At 63.0% G+C, this 18,674-nt stretch carries 13 protein-coding genes; 9 read left to right on the top strand and 4 right to left on the bottom strand.

Annotated features, from left to right (window positions below; all coding sequences use genetic code 11):
- Nucleotides 1-3: 3 nt before the first annotated feature.
- Entirely contained in the window at nucleotides 4-1,758 is a 1,755-nt protein-coding gene (locus CMV14_RS18230; protein ID WP_021246278.1) for a PHA/PHB synthase family protein, read from the bottom strand.
- A gap of 515 nt (nucleotides 1,759-2,273) precedes the next feature.
- Here CMV14_RS18230 and lptB point away from each other — a divergent pair.
- Nucleotides 2,274-3,023 carry an LPS export ABC transporter ATP-binding protein gene (lptB, locus tag CMV14_RS18225; protein WP_047169120.1) on the top strand — a complete coding sequence of 250 codons (750 nt, stop codon included), beginning with the start codon at nucleotides 2,274-2,276 and terminating at the stop codon, nucleotides 3,021-3,023.
- Here lptB and CMV14_RS18220 read toward each other — a convergent pair.
- Nucleotides 3,013-3,837: a TetR/AcrR family transcriptional regulator gene (locus tag CMV14_RS18220; RefSeq protein ID WP_021690795.1), complete on the bottom strand. Its 825-nt coding sequence runs from the start codon at nucleotides 3,835-3,837 to the stop codon at nucleotides 3,013-3,015. The two genes, lptB and CMV14_RS18220, sit on opposite strands and share 11 nt — an antisense overlap.
- A gap of 100 nt (nucleotides 3,838-3,937) precedes the next feature.
- On the opposite strand from CMV14_RS18220, the gene CMV14_RS18215 reads away from it, so the two are divergent.
- The 7 genes from CMV14_RS18215 (at nucleotide 3,938) to CMV14_RS18185 (ending at nucleotide 13,280) form a co-directional block, all read left to right on the top strand.
- Entirely contained in the window at nucleotides 3,938-5,347 is a 1,410-nt protein-coding gene (locus CMV14_RS18215) for an efflux transporter outer membrane subunit (protein ID WP_037484510.1), read from the top strand.
- The gene (locus CMV14_RS18210; protein WP_021246282.1) at nucleotides 5,344-6,417 is read left to right on the top strand and encodes an HlyD family secretion protein; all 1,074 of its coding nucleotides are present in this window, start codon (nucleotides 5,344-5,346) and stop codon (nucleotides 6,415-6,417) included. Before CMV14_RS18215 ends, CMV14_RS18210 begins: the two co-directional genes overlap by 4 nt.
- Complete coding sequence (gene rbbA, locus CMV14_RS18205; RefSeq protein WP_021246283.1) at nucleotides 6,414-9,164, top strand: ribosome-associated ATPase/putative transporter RbbA; 2,751 nt, start codon at nucleotides 6,414-6,416, stop codon at nucleotides 9,162-9,164. Before CMV14_RS18210 ends, rbbA begins: the two co-directional genes overlap by 4 nt.
- Nucleotide 9,165: 1 nt before the next feature.
- Nucleotides 9,166-10,290 carry an ABC transporter permease gene (locus CMV14_RS18200; RefSeq protein WP_021246284.1) on the top strand — a complete coding sequence of 375 codons (1,125 nt, stop codon included), beginning with the start codon at nucleotides 9,166-9,168 and terminating at the stop codon, nucleotides 10,288-10,290.
- A 294-nt stretch (nucleotides 10,291-10,584) separates the two neighbouring features.
- The gene (locus CMV14_RS18195) at nucleotides 10,585-11,376 is read left to right on the top strand and encodes a helix-turn-helix transcriptional regulator (RefSeq protein WP_021246285.1); all 792 of its coding nucleotides are present in this window, start codon (nucleotides 10,585-10,587) and stop codon (nucleotides 11,374-11,376) included.
- A gap of 193 nt (nucleotides 11,377-11,569) precedes the next feature.
- The gene (locus CMV14_RS18190; protein WP_021690794.1) at nucleotides 11,570-12,355 is read left to right on the top strand and encodes a type IV toxin-antitoxin system AbiEi family antitoxin; all 786 of its coding nucleotides are present in this window, start codon (nucleotides 11,570-11,572) and stop codon (nucleotides 12,353-12,355) included.
- Between the two features lie 4 nt (nucleotides 12,356-12,359).
- The gene (locus CMV14_RS18185; protein WP_037484334.1) at nucleotides 12,360-13,280 is read left to right on the top strand and encodes a nucleotidyl transferase AbiEii/AbiGii toxin family protein; all 921 of its coding nucleotides are present in this window, start codon (nucleotides 12,360-12,362) and stop codon (nucleotides 13,278-13,280) included.
- 213 nt (nucleotides 13,281-13,493) lie between these two features.
- Here the strand turns inward: CMV14_RS18185 and CMV14_RS18180 are convergent, their stop codons facing one another.
- On the bottom strand, nucleotides 13,494-13,847 hold the full coding sequence (locus CMV14_RS18180; RefSeq protein WP_013846840.1) for a hypothetical protein: 354 nt from the start codon (nucleotides 13,845-13,847) through the stop codon (nucleotides 13,494-13,496).
- A 597-nt stretch (nucleotides 13,848-14,444) separates the two neighbouring features.
- On the opposite strand from CMV14_RS18180, the gene CMV14_RS18175 reads away from it, so the two are divergent.
- Nucleotides 14,445-14,903: a hypothetical protein gene (locus tag CMV14_RS18175; RefSeq protein ID WP_021246288.1), complete on the top strand. Its 459-nt coding sequence runs from the start codon at nucleotides 14,445-14,447 to the stop codon at nucleotides 14,901-14,903.
- Here the strand turns inward: CMV14_RS18175 and CMV14_RS18170 are convergent.
- Nucleotides 14,900-18,670: a conjugal transfer protein TraG N-terminal domain-containing protein gene (locus CMV14_RS18170; protein WP_021690792.1), complete on the bottom strand. Its 3,771-nt coding sequence runs from the start codon at nucleotides 18,668-18,670 to the stop codon at nucleotides 14,900-14,902. The genes CMV14_RS18175 and CMV14_RS18170 overlap by 4 nt on opposite strands.
- Nucleotides 18,671-18,674: the final 4 nt, after the last annotated feature.

Genomic DNA, 18,674 nt, shown 5'->3' with positions numbered 1-18,674 from the left:
TGCTCAATGCTCCAGCACATAATGGCCGGGAGCATCGGCGATCGCCGCATAGCCCTTGTCCGCTGCGCCCATGGGCGGCGGCGCACCAGGTTCTCCCGAACGCGCGGCCAGCCATTCTCCCCACGCCGTCCACCATGAGCCTTGCTTTTGCTCGGCGCGGCTTGCCCATTCTTCGGGATCGTAGGAGGTGCCGTCGACCTCGCGGGTCAACACGCGGTAGCGGCGGCCCTTGTGGCCCGGTTCCGAAACGATGCCGGCATTGTGCCCGCCGCTGGTCAGGACGAAAGTGATCTCGGCCCCGGTCAGCAGGTGGATCTTGTGGACGGAATGCCATGGCGCGACATGATCGCGCTCGGTTCCGACCACGAACAGCGGTTTGCGGATGGAGGCAAGGTTGATGGTTCGCCCATCCACCCGGTATTTTCCTTCGGCCAGGTCGTCGTCGAGGAACAGGCGGCGCAGATACTGGCTGTGCATGGCATAGGGCATCCGTGTGCCGTCGGCGTTCCAGGCCATGAGGTCGTTCATCGGTTCGCGCTCGCCCATCAGGTAGGTGGCGAGCACACGCGACCAGACCAGATCGTTGGAACGCAGGATCTGGAAGGCGCCGCCCATCTGGCTGCTGTCCAGATAGCCCCGGCTCCACATCATGTTCTCCAGCAGGTTGAGCTGGCCTTCGTCGATAAACAGGCCCAATTCCCCCGGCTCGCTGAATTCCGTCTGTGCGGCCAGCAGTGTGACGCTGGCGAGCCTGTCATCTCCGTCGCGCGCCATGGCCGCGGCCGCGATCGAGAGCAGCGTGCCGCCCAGGCAATAGCCCATGGCATGGATGCCCGTCGCGCCGGTGATCGCCGTCACCGCATCGAGCGCCGCCATCGGTCCGAGGTGCCGGTAGGCGTCCATGTCGAGGTCACGGTCGGCACTGCCGGGATTGTGCCACGAAATCATGAACACGGTGAAGCCTTGCGCCGTCAGCCAGCGGACCAGCGAGTTCTCGGGCGACAGGTCGAGAATATAGTATTTCATGATCCACGCGGGCACGATCAGGATTGGCTCGGGCCGCACGGTGTCCGTGGTCGGTTCATACTGGATCAGTTCGATCAGCTTGTTGCGGTAGACGACCTTGCCTTTGGCCGTGGCGACGTTTTCGCCCACGCGAAAGGCTTCGGCGCCGACCGGCGGCAGGCCGCGCGCCATGTGCTGCATGTCCTCGACCAGGTGCCGGAAGCCGTCGACCAGGCATTGGCCACCTGTTTCCGCGATCTTGTGTTGGAGAACGGGATTGGTGGCGAGAAAGTTGGTCGGCGCGAGCATGTCCAGCATCTGCCGTGCGGCGAATTCCACCATGTCTTCATGATGTTTCGAGACACCGCCAATGCCTGTCGTCGCGGCGTGCCACCATTGCTGGTTGAGCAGGAAGGCCTGAGCGACGAGATTGAAAGGTAATTCTTTCCAGGCGGGATCGGCGAAGCGCCGGTCCTGCGGCAATGGTTCGATGGCCGGTTCGGCCTCGCTGTCTTCCATGCGGCGCTGCAGATAGTCGAAAAGCCGGGCATGCTTGCGGATGGCCTTGGCGCCAAGCTGCATTTGTTTGCCCGGCGACGTGGCGAGATGAATCCCCCAATCGGCCATGGCAAGCAGGAGCGTGGCCGGCGAAAGGCCGAAAGTCGTCTGCGCGATGGCCGCCGATGCCGTGCGGTCGAGCGTTTCGCTGATTCCGTCCAGCGGATCGTCGGAAGGCGGAGGGGACGTGGCCATGACTATATACTCCGAGTTCCGCTGGAAGGTGCCTCGTCTCTCCGACAGGATTCCACAGCAGATGTTTGGGCCGCCCCTCCCGGTTCTTCTTATGCCGAACGGTACTGCATAGGTAAGATAGAATGCAAGCCGCACGGAGCTTGGTTGCGACCGGACGGCTGTCTGACGGCCAGTCGCAACCGCGGGCGCGGGGATATTCGGCCATGGCCTGCTGGAGAAAAAGGAGCCTCAATCATTGAGCGTAAAGCCACTAGGTATAGTTCACGATGGCGATGCATTGCCTGGAGATACAGTGTACGGCGGTCGTCATCCCGGGCAATTTTGCGGGAAATTGAAGGAGAATGGATGATCCGCGAGATCGCCATGATGGCAGCGGTTGCGCTGGTGCTGGCCGGCCGGGATGGAGACGCGTACTGACCCGGCTTTTGAGGGACCTTGGCGGAAATCTCGGGCATGATGCCCAACTCGTATCGCCGGCCGCGCGTTCGGAGAGCGAGCCGCTTGCGCCCGCGTCAATCGGACCGGTCGCAGTCGAGCGCGCGCCGACGGTTCTTTCGATCGCCGGGATCGAGAAGTCCTTTGGCAAGCGGAAGGTGCTTGACGATGTCGCGCTCGAAGTGCGGGCAGGCGAAATCGTGGGGCTTCTGGGGCCAAACGGGGCCGGCAAGACGCTCTGCTTCTATGCGATTGCCGGCCTGATGAGCGTGGATGCCGGCAGGATCGAGATTGGCGGTCAGGATGTCACCGCGCTTCCCATGGATCGAAGAGCGAAGCTGGGCCTCGGCTATCTTCCCCAGGAAGGATCGATCTTCCGCGGCATGACGGCTGCGGAGAATATCGCGGCCGTGCTCGAACTGCATATCGCCGATCGCGATGTAGCTGCCGCGCGGCTCGATGAACTTCTTGCCGAGTTCAATATCGCCCACATTCGCGACGTTCCCGCACAGCGGTTGTCCGGCGGGGAACGCAGGCGCTGCGAGATCGCCAGGGCCATGGCGGCAGCGCCCTCGGTCATCCTGCTCGATGAACCGTTCGCGGGCATCGATCCCATGTCGATCGCCGACGTCAAGGCGATGGTGCGAAAGCTCAAGCGAGAAGGCGTGGCGATCCTTCTGACCGACCACAATGTGCATGAGATGCTCGAACTGGTCGAGCGGGCCTATATCATCGATCAGGGCAGGATGCTGTTCGAGGGCGGCCCAGAAGCGGTACTCGACAACCCCGAAGTCCGGCATCGCTATCTTGGCGAGGGCTTCAGGATGTGAGGCGGTTACCGCGCCCTTCGTTCAGGAACGGAATGGCCTTTGCCATGAGGTCGAGCGCTCGCTCGATATAGGCAGCCTTTGTCCGGGTGGTGTTGTGCAGATCATGGCGCTGCAGGATGCGCTGGCGCGGCACGGTGACCAGCGCGTCGAAGAGAAAAGCAGCGAGGAACGGAAGATCGCCTGCTTCCTCGCTGTTCGGTTCGCTCGCCTCGGCAAGGATCGTCTGCATCAGATCGATGCCGAACTGGGTGCCGATCGCGGGCTGTGCCCGCATCATGCCCGGATTGTGGTTTGCCAGCCAGATGATGAGCGCTTCGATGCCCACGACATCGCCTTGAAGCGACAGGTCGAGCATCCTGCGAGCGATATAGGCGATTTTTTTGCGGGTGCTTCCTCGAGGGACCGATGCCGCGATCGGATCGAGATAGCGGGCAAGGCTGTGTTCCATGGCGGCGACGAGCAGGGCGAGCTTTGAGCCGAAGCGGGAATAGAGCGTTCGCTTCGATGTCTGTGCGGCGGCGGCGATAGCTTCCATACTCGTACCCTCGACGCCGCCGGCGATGAATTGGGCAAGCGCCGTCTCGAGGATATGATGTCCAAGCCGGGCTGCGACCTCCTGTGGCGGCCTTCCTCCCCTGGGATCGCGGGCAGGCAGACGCGAGCCGGTTCCCGATGCGGCGCCGTCATCTTTCATGAATCGCTCGCGGCCCATCGCTGCTTCATTCCAGCTTTCGCGCTTGATCGGCAAGTGATACCGGGCAATATCAAAACCACTAAGTGTAGATACTAATAGTCCGGAGAGGTGCTTGCCCATAGGCGTACCGCCTGTTTGAACCAGAATGGAACCGGACTAGATGGCTCGCAGCGCTCATATTACTGGCCGTTTATGCGGGTTCCGGGCCGTCATGGCGGCGATGATCGTGCCATCTTTCCTGTCCGGCTGTTCCTTCGCGCCGCCCAATGTCCGGCCGGCCCAGCCGGTGCCGCAGGACTATCCCGCGCCAGCCGCGCTGGGCGCGTCCATCGCGCGGATCGGTTGGCATGATTTCTTCCGGGAAGAGCATCTGCGTGTGCTGATCGCGGCCGCGCTGGAGAACAACCGCGATATCCGTATCGCCGCGGCCCGCGTCGATCAGGCGCGCGCGGCCTGGCGTATCGAGGGATCGGCGCTCTATCCCGAACTCAACGCCGTCGGCACCGGCACGCGGGGTCGTTCCATCATCAGCCTGCCGGGCGCAGGCACGCAGAGCTATGACATCAAGCAGGTCACCGCGCAGGTGAGCGCGAGCTGGGAAATCGATTTCTGGGGCCGTCTGCGCAACCTGAACGACGCCGCGCGCAATCGTTATCTGGCGACGGAAGAGGCGAAGCGCGCCGTTGCCACCGGCCTGATCGCGCAGGTCGCCAATGGCTATCTGCTGGAGCGCGAATATGAGGAACGCCTCGCGCTTGCCCGGCGGACGATCGTCACGCGCGAGGACTCACTGCGGATCATGCGCCGCCGCTATGAAGTCGGGTCCGGCTCGAAGCTCGAAATGACCCAGGCGCAGTTGCTGCTGGCGCAGGCGCAGGATGCGCTGCAAGCGCTTGAGCAGGACCGCGACGTGAACCGCAACGCGCTGGCGCTGCTGGTCGGGCGGCCCGTGGAGATCGTGCCTGGGCCCCTCGGTCTTGCCGAAACCGGACCGGATATCGCCCTTCCGCCGGGCTTGCCCTCCGACCTTCTGGTCAACCGGCCTGATATCGTGGCGGCGGAATATCAATTGCGGGCGGCCAACGCCGATATCGGCGCGGCGCGGGCGGCGTTCTTTCCCAATATCAGCCTGACGGGTGCCTTCGGCACGGCGAGTTCCGATCTCGACGGGCTGTTCGGCGACGGGAGCCGCGCGTGGAGCTTCACCCCGACGATCGCCCTGCCGCTGTTCAATGCGGGCCGCCTTTCCGGCAACCTCGATCTGGCGAAAGCGCGGCAGGTCGAAGCCGTGGCCAGCTATGAAAAGACCGTGCAGGGCGCGTTTCGTGATGTTTCCGACGCGCTGGTCCGGCGCCGGCAACTGGCGTTGCGGATCGACACCGCGCGCAGCTCGCTGGACGCCTTGCGCGAACGGGCTCGGCTGGCCGGGTTGCGGTTCGACAACGGGCGTTCGGCCTATTTGGAAGTGCTGGACGCGCAACGCGACCTTTTCGACACCGAACAGGCGCTGATCCAGTTGCGCCGCGCTCATCTGGCGAGCGGCATAGCCCTCTACGCGGCGCTTGGCGGGGGCTTTCCCGCCGAAGTCGTCCACGACAGCAACGATCAAGGCGGAGAACACAGGCGATGACGGCGTCCCGGAAGACATGGCTCATCAGGGGCGGCATCGCGGCGGCGCTCGTCGTTGTAGCTCTGCTCCTTTGGCAGGTGCTCAAGCCCGGCGATTTGCCCGAAGGCATCGTCGGCGGTAACGGCCGGATCGAAGCGGTTGAAATCGACGTTTCCGCCAAATCGCCCGGCCGCATCCGCGAAATCCTGGTCGACGAAGGCGCGTTCGTGCAGGCGGGGCAAGTCGTCGCCCATATGGATACGGACGTGCTGAGTGCCCAGAGGGCCGAAGCCGAAGCGCAACTGGCGCAGGCGCTGAACGGCATCCAGATCGCGACCAGCCAGGTCGCGCAGCAGCAGAGCAACCGGGCGGCGGCTCTCGCCGGCGTCCGCCAGCGTGAGGCGGAGCTGAACGCGGCGCGCAAGCGGCTGGCGCGATCGGAAACGCTGGCGCGAGAAGGTGCGACCGCCGTGCAGGAACGGGATGACGATCAGGCCCGCGTCGAAGGCGCGGCGGCGGCAGTGGAGGCCGCTCGCGCCCAACTCGCGGCCGTCGACGCGGCGATCACGACGGCGCGCAACCAGGTGATCGGCGCGCGTTCGCAGGTCGATGCCGTGCGCGCCACCATCCAGCGGATCGAGGCCGATATCCGCGACAGCGACCTCAAGGCGCCGACGGCCGGCCGCGTGCAATATCGCGTCGCCCAGCCGGGCGAAGTCGTGGGTGGCGGCGGGCGCGTGCTCAACCTGGTCAATCTGGGCGACGTCTACATGACCTTCTTCCTGCCGGAAACGGTCGCGGGCAAGGTGGCGCTGGGCAGCGATGTACGCATCGTGCTCGATGCGCTTCCGGATCGTGCGATCCCTGCGAAAGTCAGCTTCGTTGCCGATGTGGCCCAGTTCACGCCCAAGACGGTGGAGACGCAAAGCGAGCGCCAGAAACTGATGTTCCGCGTGAAGGCGCAGATCGATCGCAAGTTGCTCGATCGCTATATCACCCAGGTCAAGACCGGCCTTCCGGGCATGGCCTATGTGCGGATCGATCCGAAATCCGAATGGCCCGCGAAACTGACCGTCAACGTGCCGCAATGACGGAAGCTGTCGCCCGCGTTTCGGGCGTGAGCCTGCATTACGGCAAGGTGCTGGCGCTCGATGATGTGAATCTTGAAATCCCCGCCGGGCGCATGGTGGCGATGATCGGCCCGGACGGCGTCGGCAAGTCCAGCCTGTTTTCCCTGATCGCGGGCGCGCGAGCCATCCAGGAGGGCCGGGTCGAGGTGCTGGGCGGCGACATGGCCGAGGCCCGCCACCGCAACGCCGTGTGTCCGCGCATCGCCTATATGCCGCAGGGGCTGGGCAAGAACCTCTATCCTACGCTCTCCATCGACGAAAATCTCGAATTCTTCGGGCGGTTGTTCGGGCAGGACGCGGCCGAACGCGAGCGCCGCATTGCCGACCTCACCGAAAGCACGGGCCTCGCGCCGTTCCGCAAGCGCCCGGCGGGCAAGCTTTCGGGCGGCATGAAGCAGAAGCTCGGCTTGTGCTGCGCGCTCATCCACGATCCCGATTTCCTGCTGCTGGATGAGCCGACAACCGGCGTCGATCCCATGTCGCGCGCGCAATTCTGGGATCTGATCGACCGCATCCGCGCGAACCGCCCGCACATGAGCGTGCTGGTCGCCACGGCCTATATGGAAGAGGCCGAACGCTTCGACTGGCTAATCGCGATGGACGCGGGAAAGGTGCTGGCCACCGGCACCGCAGCCGACTTCTATGCACGCACCGGCGAACAGTCGCTGGAACAGGCGTTTATCTCGATGCTTCCCGAGGAGCGCCGCCGCGGGCACAAGCCGGTGGAGATTCCGCCGCGCAGCGACGGCGGCGAGGCCGAGATCGCCATCGAGGCGCAGGGGCTCACCATGCGTTTCGGTGATTTCACGGCAGTCGATCATGTCGATTTTCGCATCGAGCGCGGCGAGATCTTTGGATTCCTCGGCTCCAACGGCTGCGGCAAGTCGACCACCATGAAGATGCTGACCGGCCTGCTGAAAGCCAGCGAAGGCCAGGCCTGGCTGTTCGGCCGCGAGGTCGAGAATGACGACATGGCGACGCGCCGGCGCGTTGGCTATATGAGCCAGGCCTTCTCGCTCTACTCGGAACTGACGGTCCGGCAGAACCTCGAGCTGCATGCCCAGCTCTTCCATGTTCCCGCCGGGGAAGTGCCGGCCCGCGTGAGGGAAATGGCGCAGCGGTTCGGCCTGGATGGCATCATGGATGCGTTGCCCGGCGCCTTGCCGCTGGGCCAGCGCCAGCGGCTCAGCCTAGCCGTCGCCATGATCCACAAGCCGGAAATGCTGATCCTGGATGAACCGACGTCCGGCGTCGATCCGATCGCGCGGGACCAGTTCTGGCAGATGATGATCGACCTGTCCCGGCGCGACAAGGTGACGATCTTCATTTCCACGCACTTCATGAACGAAGCGGAGCGGTGCGACCGCATATCGCTGATGCATGCGGGCAAGGTGCTGGTCAGCGACACCCCCGCCGCCATTGTCGAGAACCGCGGCGCGGCGGACCTGGAAGAAGCGTTCATCGCCTATCTTCAGGATGCGAGCGGCGAGACGCCGACAGAAAAGAGGGACGATCCGGTTCCTGCGGGCGCGCCTGCCGCGGCCGATCAGGACATTTCGGCTGCACCGGCCCGCTCCCCATGGTTCATGCGGCGCCGGATGATGAGCTATGCCCGGCGCGAAGGGCTGGAATTGCGCCGCGATCCCATCCGCGCCACCCTGGCCCTGCTGGGCAGCGTCATCCTGATGTTCATCATGGGCTATGGCATCAGCATGGACGTGGAGGACTTGCCGTTCGCCGTGCTGGACCGCGACGGCACGACCACCAGCGAGAACTACGTCCTCAACCTGGCCGGATCGCGCTATTTCATCGAACGGCCGCCGATCACCGACTATAGCCAGTTGGACCGGCGGATGCGCTCGGGCGAACTGAGCGTGGCCCTGGAGATTCCGCCCAATTTCGCGCGCGACCTGCGCCGGGGCGTGCCGGTGCAGATCGGTGTATGGGTCGATGGCGCCATGCCGCAGCGGGCCGAGACCGTGCAAGGCTATGTCCAGGCCCTGCATGCCCACTGGCTCAGTGAAATGGCCGTGCAGGAAACAGGTGCGCGGCCATCGATGGGTCTCGTCAATATCGAGCTGCGCTATCGTTACAATCCGGACGTGAAAAGCCTTGTAGCCATCGCGCCGGCCGTGATTCCGATGATGCTGCTCTTGTTCCCGGCGATGCTGACGGCTTTGAGCGTGGTGCGGGAAAAGGAGCTGGGTTCCATCGTCAATTTCTACGTGACGCCGATCAGCAAGGTGGAATTCCTGCTGGGCAAGCAGCTTCCCTATGTCGCGCTCGCCATGCTGAACTATGTCTTGCTGGTGTTCCTCGCCGTCACGATGTTCGGTGTGCCGTTGACGGGCAGTTTCCTCGCGATGACGCTGGGCGCTCTCTTCTATACGCTGTCGGCGACGGCCATCGGCCTGCTGTTCTCCATCTTCATGCGCAGCCAGATTGCCGCGATGTTCGCCACCGCCATCGGCACGATCCTGCCCGCCGTGCAGTTTTCCGGCCTGATCAACCCGGTGTCCTCGCTCGAGGGGGCGGGCGCGGTGATCGGATCGATATATCCCGCGACCTGGTTCGTCACCATCTGCCGCGGCGTCTTTTCCAAGGGGCTGGGCTTCGCCGACCTCTGGCCTGACCTTCTCGTGCTGTTCGCGACGTTTCCCGTCATCCTGGCGCTGTGTGTCGCGTTGCTGCGTAAGCAGGAGAGCTGATATGCGCCACGCGGCCAACATCTACCGGCTCGGCATCAAGGAACTGCGCAGCCTGTGGCGCGATCCGATGATGCTGTTCCTGATCCTCTATTCGTTCTCGGTGGGGATCTACGTCGCGGCAACCGCCATGCCGGAAACGCTGCACAAGGCGCCTATCGCGATCGTCGATGAAGACCAGTCGCAGCTTTCCAGCCGGATAACCGGCGCCTTTTATCCGCCGCACTTCACGCCCCCTTCGATCGTGGGACTGAACGAAGTGGACAAGGGGCTGGATGCCGGGCGCTATACGTTCGCTCTCGACATCCCGCCCGATTTTCAGCGAGACGTACTTGCGGGACGCCAACCCGGCTTGCAGCTCAACGTTGACGCTACGCGGATGAGCCAGGCTTTCACGGGCGGCGGCTACATCCAGCAGATCGTGCAGGGCGAAGTTGCCGAATTCATGAAAGGCACGCGTGCGAGCACGCCGGTCCCGGTCGAGCTGGCGCTGCGCGTGCGGTTCAATCCTACGCTGGCGCAAAGCTGGTTCGGCGCGGTCATGGAAATCATCAACAGCGTCACCATGCTGTCGATCGTGCTGACGGGCGCGGCCCTGATCCGCGAGCGCGAGCACGGCACGATCGAACACCTGCTAGTGATGCCGGTGACGCCGTTCGAGATCATGGCCAGCAAGGTCTGGGCCATGGGGCTCGTTGTCCTGGTCGCCTGCGCTTTCGCGCTTTTCGTGATGGTGGAAGGGGTACTGTCCGTTCCCGTCGAAGGGTCGATCGCGCTGTTCCTCGCCGGAGCGGGGCTGCACCTGTTCGCCACGACCTCCATCGGCATCTTCATGGGGACGATCGCGCGCTCCATGCCGCAGTTCGGCTTGTTGCTGATGCTGGTGCTGCTGCCGTTGCAGATGCTGTCCGGCGGTTCGACGCCGCGCGAAAGCATGCCGGAGTTCGTCCAGACGGTCATGTTGGCCGCGCCCACCACCCATTTCGTGAAGATGGCGCAGGCCATCCTTTACCGGGGCGCGGGCTTTGACGTGGTCTGGCCCCAGTTCCTGGCTATCATTGCTATCGGCGCGATCTTCTTCGCCATTGCGTTGGCGCGGTTCCGGCGAACCATCGGCACGATGGCGTGAGGAGGCAGTCGAATGTCAGAACACCAAATTGCGTGGGACATCGTAACGATGCTTCAGACTAACGATTGCCGAACGGTTCCGCGCAGGTTTCGCAGGAGAATAATACCGGCGGCGGTGTCGCGGATCCTGAGCCAGGTTTTCGAAACAGCGAATCCACGATTGCCCTAGCAGCCTCACGCGTCAGCCATAGCGCTGGCTGACGGCTGTGAATGCCCCCTATCTCCCATAGGTATCACAACGGCTTCTTCTGGCACGTTTGCCGGTGCACGGCCAACACAACCCAAGGAGGATGCCATGTATGTCAATGCCAGAATGCGTGAGACACTCTCACGCTTCAATGCCGCTTCTTCAATGGAAGCGCTGCTCGCCGCCTTAGCTGATGCCGCCACGAAAATGGGCTTCCCCTATGTCGCGATGATCCAACATGGCGGCCTCCCACGCTTGGTCGAACGGGCGCTGGTTATTACCAACTATCCGGCGGAGTTCGTGCGTTTCTACACCGAGAGCCACGCGTACGTCATCGATCCAGTCTATGAGGTGAGCCAGTTGCTGGACCGCCCGTTCAGCTGGGACGAGATTCCCGGTTATGTCGATCTCACAGGCACACAATCAGCCCTGTTCGAAGAAGCGCGGCTGCATGGTCTCGTCCACGGTGTCACCGTGCCGCTCCACATACCGAGCGAATCCCATGCGTCTTGCACTTTCGCACGCGCGGAGCCGATCATGGCTTCGCCATCGCTACTGACGACGCTCCACATCGTCGCTGCCTTCGGGTTCAAGGCGGGCCTCAGACTACATCATGCCTCGCGCGGACATGACGTACCCAGGCTCACGCGCCGCGAAGCTCAATGCACGGCATTGGTCGCCGTCGGCAAGAGCGATTGGGAGATCAGCCAGATACTCGGTCTGAGCGAGACCTCGGTGCGCTATTTCGTCTCCCACGCAAAGCAGCGTTACGGCGTCTACAAGCGCTCAGAGCTTGTCGCCAGGGCGCTCATCGACGCGCAGATCCTTCGAAACGACCAAGGGATCATTGAGGCTGGACCCCGCCGCCCGCGCCACAGGGCGAAACGGCGCAGTCCTTGACAGTCCTGTCGGTGTCGCCGTGTTGCGCATCCCGTCAATTGGCCCGCGAATCGCCATGCCTAGGGCGGATAAGTGTATTGACCTACGGTCGCACGATCCAGTTTGCCGAGCTCTGATAATGCCAAGCAAGGCTTAGCCAATTTCGAAATTAATAAACTCGACAGTAGTTTCCCAATCTGTCAAAATGCATAGCATGGCTTCGCAAACATTAGGAAAATTAAACCGGCTGCAACGGGATCTCCCAGAGAGCCTGCTGGTCGACGCGGCATGGATGGAAGCCCATGGTTACTCATCATCGCTGCGGAGCCAATATGTTCGCGCGGGATGGCTCGATAGCCCGACCCGGCGCGTCTATCGCCGCTCGCGTGGACCGCTCACCTGGGAACAGGCCGTTATCTCACTGCAATCCCTGTTGGACCTGCCTTTGACAGTTGGCGGGCGCACAGCGCTCGAACAGCAGGGCTACGCTCATTATCTCTCCATAACGGTGCGCGAAGTCCATCTCTATGGGCCAAGCCGGCCGCCGACATGGCTCGACAGCCTGCCACTCGATGTCTCGTTCCGCTGGCATAACAGCCTCCGGCTGTTTCCAGTCGACGGCGAGATTCCTCCCGAGCCTGCGCCCCGGATGTCCAGCACCGCCGGCACGACCTTGCCGATCCGCTGTTCGAGCAAGGAACGCGCCGTTCTCGAACTGCTCGATGAGCTTCCCCATGAGAGCTTCCATCAGGTCGACATGCTGATGGAAGGAATGAGCGACCTCAGCCCACGTCGCCTTCAGACACTTCTTGAGGCGTGCGCGAGCGTAAAAGTGAAGCGTCTCTTCCTCTTCTTCGCGGATCGCCATGGCCATGCCTGGCGTTCGAAGCTCGATGTTTCCCGCCTGGATCTCGGATCGGGCAAACGCGTCCTGGTCAAAGGAGGGAAGCTCGACCGGCGCTACAACATCACCGTGCCCTCCGACCTGGCGGGAGAATAGCTGTATGGCGTTTCTCGACGGCTACCGGAGACAGGTCGCTCTTCTTCTGCGTGTTATGCCTCACGTCGCGAAGGAGGATATCTTCGCGCTGAAAGGCGGAACAGCGATCAATCTGTTCGTGCGTGACCTGCCGCGACTTTCGGTGGACATCGACCTCACCTATCTGCCGATCGAGGACCGCGCGACCTCGCTCGCCACGATCGATGCGGCGATGCTGCGGATCAAGGAACGCATCAAGGAAGGACTGGTCGGAGCCAGGATTCATGCGTCGCGTTCCGCTGACGAAAAAATCGTCACCAAGCTCATCGTTCGTGCGGATGATGTGCAGATCAAGATCGAGGTCACGCCAGTGTTGCGCGGGACGGTCTATGATCCCGTCGTTATGGGTGTCGTTCCCGCAGTCGAGGACGCCTTTGGTTTTGCTGAGATTCAGGTGGTGTCCTTCGCCGATCTCTATGCGGGAAAAATCGTGGCGGCGCTCGACCGGCAGCACCCTCGCGACCTCTTCGACGTCCGCGACTTGCTGGCGAACGAAGGCGTCACAGACGATTTGCGACGTGCATTTCTCGTCTACCTCGCCAGCCATAATCGCCCGATGGCCGAGGTTCTCGCTCCCGCCCGTAAACCGCTCGCCGAGGAGTTCGAGCGCGGTTTCGTCGGAATGACTCACCAGCCGATCACTCTGGCGGAACTGGAATCAGCGCGTGAAGACATCATCGCGCGCATGGTTGCCGGGATGCCTGACACTCATCGGCAATTCCTTGTCGGCTTCAAGCGTGGTGAACCGGACTGGGCGCTTGCGGGCATTGATGAGGCGAGGCGACTGCCCGCGGTCTTGTGGAAGCAACGTAACCTGGACCGGTTGGACCCTGGCAAGAGGCAGGAGCTTGTTGCCGCGTTGGAGAAGCAATTGCTGCCGGGATAGGTCAGGCGCCCCTCCGACGCCTGCAGGTCAGCCTGTTTGCGGCGAGCAGCGCGGAAGGGTGGTGGTTAGGTGAAGTGCGGGAGCAGCGAGGAAAGGGTGGAGGTGATGGGAGAGGGAGCCGCTCGCGTTTGGGACCAGCAGGTACATTGAAGGCTTACGGTTCGACATGGATTTTGGCGGAATGGCCGGGCAATGTCTTTCCGCTAGCGCTGCCTATATTCTTGGTGATGCAGGCGCGCGAACATAGCGCACAGCGTGGTCGAGGCGCTCCGCCGCGTCGGCCTCGCTGATGCGGAGGCGGCGTGCGATCTGGCCAACGGTAAAGCCGTCATTGCGATGAAGGAACAAGGCCCGCATGGTCAGGTGCGGTAGATCGGTAAAAACAGAATCCCATACCTCGCCTTCTTCCCCCATCTTGCCCGACGACCCCATGACCCTCTCAATCACATCGTGGAGATCGGCAGCAGCGGGTTCCTGCAAGGCGTATAGGATCGCCAAGGACTGCTCCATCATTTCCAGCGCTTGTTCTTTCAATTCGTCGTTGCCCGGCTCGTTACCGCTCCCCATGCTCTCACCTCCTTCTTAGTTGCAGAGGAGCATGACAGAAATCGCGGGATTTTCATCAACAACAACCCCCAACTTGGATATTGTTGTGCGCTGGCTTTTTGCGCGAAGGTGCCATGCGCTATTTTATGATTTCCGAGCCGTTAGCCGGACTTCAGATTTTGAAAACATCATGACTGCCAGCCTTACAGGTCGCGCCGCCGCTCGCATCAGCGGAGGTGCCGAGAATGGGGTTGCCCGGGGATGGAGATGCTCGAGATATGGAAAATGCACGGTCTCGTGCCGACCTTGTAAGTCATATGCCCAGCAGAAGCGGCTGAGACGCAGTCCGTGTTGGACACCGCAAAAGCTGTCCCAACCGCGACATTTACCGGAACTGGCAAGAACGACCGTCATGCATTGACATTGGTGACGGTTATTGCGGCGGCGCCAATACCCTCTCTCTGGAATTGACGCCGCCACATCGATCCCTGTTCGCAAAGATGGGTCAATGCCGATAGATTAGAAGCGTTGTTCCCAATCGGTTTCCAGATCGAGCCGATTCACAAATGATGGAACACCGACAGAATTCTGCTATAGTCCTCCAGTGAGGATATAGCGATGAACAACGCCGCCCATATTCAAGCGCCCGAACCGGCATCGCCTCGGCTGAAACCGTCCGATTGGCTCTGGCGTCCGTGGTACGCGAAGCTGTGGTGGTCGGCAATTCCGGTCTGGTGGATTGGCATGGCTACATCGACCAGGATCGCGCCGCTTGAGGCGTTCTACGACAGTGCGGCGGCCGGTTTTCTCAACCTCCTGTTCTTTCCGATGACGGCACTCATGGTGCTTGGACTCGGCTATGTGCAGCAGTGGGTGGCCGGGTTTTCATCGACGGGCGAGGGTACGCCTGTGTCCGATGAAGCGGTGGCCAGAACCTCCAAAAGAATGTGGGAGGAACATGAGCGAGGAATGGAAGACCTTCGTGCTGGCACCGATATATTCGATCCACGGTCGGGAGGTCTCTACATCGGCAACCCGCTGAGCCTTCAGCACCCTAGTCGGTTCTTCAAGCACTAACGATTCTTGAAGCTGCTGTCGCCATCGCCGGGGCTGCCATCCACGTCCGTAGAAAATCTACCGCTCTTCAGGACGGAGTTCTGTTCGACCGAAGTCAGGGGCCCGGTAATGTCGAAAGTTGCCCGGCCGGAATCCGCATCATGGAGATATCGGTTGCGTATGCCATCCGGGCCAAGAATCCGGTCCGACAGTTCACGCGAGAAGGTCGCCGCCGGGTCGCTCGAGCGCGCGGCTTCGCGCTCGGCGGCGGCAATCGCTTCGCGCACGTCGTAGTTGACGATGTCAATCGACGACTGTGCTGTCTCGTTGCTGATTCCGACGTCACGACTTTCAAAACCAAGACTGGCGCCCACTCGACCTGAGGTCGACGTGGTCTTCTGTGGCGACTGCGCTTGGCCCGCTTGCTTGCCTTTCTCTGCAGGCTGCCCGCGACCGCCTATCGCCTCCGATTCATCGACCCCAACCGAGCCTCCGAGTTGAGCGCCGACGCTTGTACCGATCGTGACATTATCCTGCGCGGATCGCGAGAGCCCGCGCTGCCACCCGGTCTGCGCGATGATCGCCTGCACGTCGCGCGTAAGCGTATCGGCCACCTGCGGGTTCAGACGCCAGTTGCCATGACGGTCCATCTCGAACCCGCCCTTGAGCCAGTTCTGCATCATCGCCTGGCCCTGTTCGCCGCTGCTGAGGAAATGCTCGATCGTGTCGGGCCCGGCCTGTTTCCCTGCCTCGAACCGCGTAGAGGTATCGTTGCGGGCCGATTGCTGGAACCCGACCGAGCTGGAGACGAGAAGATCGTTGTCGGCGAACGAGAACCTTGCCCGCCCGCCATTGGCGACCGCGCCCAATTGGCTCTCGTTGATGAGCCCGCCGCGCCACATCTGCGCCGCCGTCTCCGGGGTGAGATTGAGGCTCAGATCGCCATTCTGCGCCATGGCGATCTGCCGCTTCGACATGTCGACACCATGATCGGCCAGCAGCTTCTGCATGCGCGTCAGGCGCTCATTATCGATGATCCGCGTCATCCGTTCGTTGCGAGCGCGGTCAGCGATCCCGGCCGCACCACCTTCGGCCATGTCGACCTGATTGCCGGCGCCCTGCGACAGCGTGCGGATGAAGCTGTCGAGATGTGCGGCCTGGCGCACCGACATGCCCGCGGCGGCCGCGCCTTCCGCGAACCCGGCATTGTCGGCCTGTCGCCGCTGCTCCCCGATCCGGGCGGCCGAGCGCGTACCGTCGTGACCGACCTCACGCTGCGCGTCGAGCTTGCCCGACCGCTCCGCAAAATCGAAGCCCGCTGCCTCGCGGGTGCGGCCATAGACGCTGGCGCCCTCGCGCGCGGCCTCGACGGTCGCACCGTCGGCGGTGCCGACCTGCACGGCGGCATTGTAGGTTTCGAGCGCCCGCATGACCTGCGCCTCGTTGCGGCCGGTTGCGCGGGAGAGTTGGGAAATGGCTGTCGACCGAGCCTCTCCGGATAGCGCATTGATAAAGGCGATGCGGCGGGAGGTTTCCTGGACTGAGAGGCCGAGCATGGAGGCGGCGTTGCGCTGGCCCTCATTGCTGCCGGTCCTATGCGCCTGCTCGGTCGCGACATTGCCGCGCTCGATCCGCCTTACATTGTCGCCAGCAAAATCGCGCCGGCCTTCCATCGCGCCGACTTGAATCTGCGCGCCGGTAAGATCGTTGCGCAGCATCTGCTCCTGGTCGAAGGTATTGGCGATCAGTTTGGCGAAGGTCGGATCAGCCGACGCTTGGGCGATCACCGTCGAGGCTTTGAGCGCGGCATCCTTTTGGTCGTAGCCGTTCCTCTCAAAATGCCGCTGGGCTCCGGACAGCATCATGTCATAGGCGCGCGTATCCCCGAACGCCTTCCACTGGACCATCTTCTGCGTGAAGGCCGCGAACGAACGTTCCCCGGATTGCCCCTCGCCAAAATAGCCGGTGCCAAGGCTGCGGAGCGCATCCTTCTCGGCAAAATTATGGATCGCACTGGTCGCGGCATTGTCGCGCACGGCGCGCACGGTCGCGGGATCGGTGAGGCTGCGGCCGGTGAGGGCAGGGGAGAGCCCGCCCAGTTCGCGTGCCGCATCGAGCTTGCCCATGCCGAATGCGGCCGTCCCGCTGGCGCCGCCGCCATGTTCGCCGAGCACGCTGCTCGCGGCACCGAACGCACGGGTTGCGCCGAAGGCCGAGCGCTCCCCGAAATCCCCGAAGTTCGAAGCCGCGCCCCGCCGCGCCATGGTGCCCGCTGCTCCCGCCTGCGCCTCGAGCGCGCCGGCATAGCCTTCGCTGGTGGCAAGCGGTGCGGCGGCTGCCGTGCCCTGACCCTGCACACCGAGCGCGCCGGATGTGAACGAGGTGAACACATTACCGGAGAACCGGAAAACCGTGAAGACGAACGCCCCCGCAAGACCCGCGGACGCGGTGCGGAAACTCCCGAAGATGGCGAGCGCCTTCATCGCGGACGACGGCGCCAGCATCCAGGCATTGGCCGCGACATGGTTGGCGCGCATCTCGGCCAGCACATCGGTCGCGCGGCCGAGCGTCAGCTGATAGATCCCGGCGTCGATCACGCCCCAGAGCGCCACGAAGACGAACAGGCCGAGGGCGAAGGAAGCCACGCGCAGATTGATCGGGGTGAGGATGAACAGCAGCGCGACGGGCATCATGAAGAGCATGATCCCGAAGACCGTCGCCCGGATCGTGGGCATCCACTCGTTGGCCGTCGACATGGTGGCCAGGCCTGACGAGACGACAGCGCGATTGGCCATGACACGCGCCGCCGTTGCAGGACTGTCCTCGAACAGCACATCGCCCACCGTGCTGCCGAGCATCACATTGGTCAGGAACTGCTGGAGCGAGAGCGGCGTATCCATCATCATCTGGCCAAGTTCGCCGATGTTGGAGCGGCAGCGCTGAAGCTGGGTCGCATTGCCGATGTCGTAGCCGGTGCGGGTGCAGACCTGCGCGACATAATTGTCGAACAGCGCAGGTTCGGAGAGGCGTGTCGAGATATGTTCCCACGCCTCGTTGCAGCTCACCGTCGTGCCGCCCTTGTCGGTGGACGTGAACACCGTGCTGAAGGTCGCCGGCCCCGCCATCGCGGCAAAGGCGGCAGGAAGATCGGTCGCCGTGCGGAACAGCTGATCGTCGTCGACGCCATAGGCGGGCGAGACCCGCGCGACCGGATAGCATTGCCGGACATAGTCCTTGATCGTCGCGTCAAGGAACGTGTCGGTCATCGGGCCGCGCGGGCTCGCTGCATTGAGGAACAGGTCGAAACTGTGCCCGCCCGCCCCGAACTCAAGCTTGGCATGGGGATCGGTGGTGTTGTCGTCGATCACTTCCGCGAGCGCGCGCTCCATCATGTTGGTCATGCCCGCGACCAGCACGATGAGGTTCGGCACGTCGCCGACCGGCTGATAGGCGTTGCGGACGCGGTCGTAGACATGGACCGTGCCCGTCGTCGCGACCAGGCCGACGAACAGGCCGACGCCGATCAGCATCTGGAACCCGAAGGCGACGATGCCCATGCCTTGCCCGCGGATGCTGGCGAGCAGGACGCCGAGCGCGATGCCCACCACCGCGACGATCAGCACCAATGTCTCGTAACGCGAATCCCCGAAGATCATCGAGACGAGGCGGAAGGCGTCCACCGTCTCCGCAAAGCCGTCATAGGTGTGGAAACTCGCATCGATCGCCAGCGCGGGACTGGCCGAGAAGAGAGCGATCAGGACCGAGATCGCGCGAACTAAGCGGTGCATGACG

This window comes from Rhizorhabdus dicambivorans (assembly GCF_002355275.1).
In the GTDB taxonomy this organism is placed as follows: Bacteria; Pseudomonadota; Alphaproteobacteria; order Sphingomonadales; family Sphingomonadaceae; genus Rhizorhabdus; species Rhizorhabdus dicambivorans.
The sequence above is the reverse complement of the archived record's forward strand: the minus strand, read 5'-3'. Positions and strand labels throughout refer to the sequence as shown.